General features: G+C 68.0%; 2 protein-coding genes. Both read right to left on the reverse strand.

Translation table 11 applies throughout. The annotated features are described in order from the left end of the window. Positions 1 to 1,126, reverse strand: a 1,126-nt coding sequence (locus tag IEZ31_RS60365) for an FAD-dependent oxidoreductase (protein ID WP_190255357.1), incomplete at its 3' end; no start/stop codon positions are given. Positions 1,127 to 1,169: 43 nt separating this feature from the next. Then, a partial coding sequence (locus IEZ31_RS60370) for a YybH family protein (protein WP_229836373.1) occupies positions 1,170 to 1,550 on the reverse strand: 381 nt, incomplete at its 5' end.

Consider the following 1,550-nt stretch of genomic DNA (forward strand, 5'->3'; position numbering starts at 1 on the left):
CCTCGGGATCGGTGTAGGTGCAGTGGGGAATGACGAGTTCCCGTGCCGGGCGATGCGCTCCATCCAGCGCGTTCGCGATGCAGAGCCGTGCTGTCGCGTTGGCCGCGTGCGTGAACTTCTGCGGGAAGGTTGCATCGCCGGCGGCATAGATGTCGGGGTTGCTGGTGCGCAGGTATGCATCTACCTGCACGCCGTCTCTGGCGACGTGTACTCCTGCCGCGTCCAGGTCCAGGTGCTCGACGTTCGCCTTGCGGCCGGTGCCGAGCAGCAGCGCATCATAGGACAGCTCGCGCGTCTCGTCGGGGCCTTGCACCAGCAACCGGCCGGCGCCCGCCCGTACTGCCCTGAACCCGAGATGGAGCCTGATCCCCTCCTGTTCGAACCGGCGACGGATCAGCTCACCGACCTCCGGCTCATCATGGGGCAGCAGGGTTCTGGGGTGGCTGACCAGGTCGACCTCGCTGCCGAGACGGCGGAAGGCCTGGGCCAGCTCGCATCCCAGCGGGCCGCTGCCGATGACGACCAGCCTGGCTGGCAGTTCGGTCAGTGCGAAGACGGTCTCGTTGGTCAGGTACTCGCCGGTGCGCAGTCCCTCGATGGGGGGCACCACGGGGACCGATCCGGTGGCGATCACAGCCTTCCGAAACCGCAGCGGCTGGCCCTCGACCTCCACGGCGTTCGGCGCGGTGAAGCGCGTGTGCCCGAGGTAGACCTCCACCCCGGCCTGCTCGGCCATCTCGACCGCATCGCCTGAGCTGCTCAGGGAACGCATCTTGCGGACCCGATCCATGACCGCGCCGAAATCGGTGTGGGGTGGGGCGTCGAGCCGGAAGCCGAACTCGGCCCCGCGGCTGGCATCGTGTACCGCGCGTGCGCAGCGAATCAGCGCCTTGCTCGGCGTGCAGCCAAAGTTGACACAGGTGCCCCCGGTCAGTCGCTGCTCAGTCATCGCGACGCGGTGCCCGTCTCCGGCAGCTGTCGTGGCGGCGGTGAGGCCGCCCGGTCCGCCGCCGAGCACCACCAGGTCGTAGTCACCACCGTCGCGGTTGACCCAGTCAGGTGGGTGGCCCTGGCGGATCGTCCGCTGGTTGTGAACGTCGTCGGGGTACAGCTTGATAGTCGTCATGGCGCATCCTCCGTTCGCCGAGAGCTGCCGTGACGCACCCGTGTCAGGCGGGCTGTCGCACCGCCGTCCCGAGACGATTGTCGATCAGGTACCGCCAGCGGCCATCCGCGCCGCGGCGCGCGACATCGCTTGCCGTGCCTTCGACGTGCACGTGCTTGCCGTCGGAACCGGTGCCGTCAATTGACCAGTCCACCACGATCTCGGCGATGTCGCCGGCAACGAACACGTGGCGCGCCTTGGCCTCCAGCGGCAGGCCGAGACTGAGATCGCGCTCGAGTTCGGCAGCGATCTCGGCGCGATCAGTGACGGTCCGCCCGTCGTCCGCGATGAGCACGGCTCCTTCGTACAAGGTCATCATCTCGCTGACCTTGCCGGAGTTGAATCGCTCAATCAGCGACGGGATGACGCCTTCGGGTCCGGTGGG

Origin of the sequence: Dactylosporangium sucinum (assembly GCF_014647515.1) — a bacterium.
In the GTDB taxonomy this organism is placed as follows: Bacteria; Actinomycetota; Actinomycetes; order Mycobacteriales; family Micromonosporaceae; genus Dactylosporangium; species Dactylosporangium sucinum.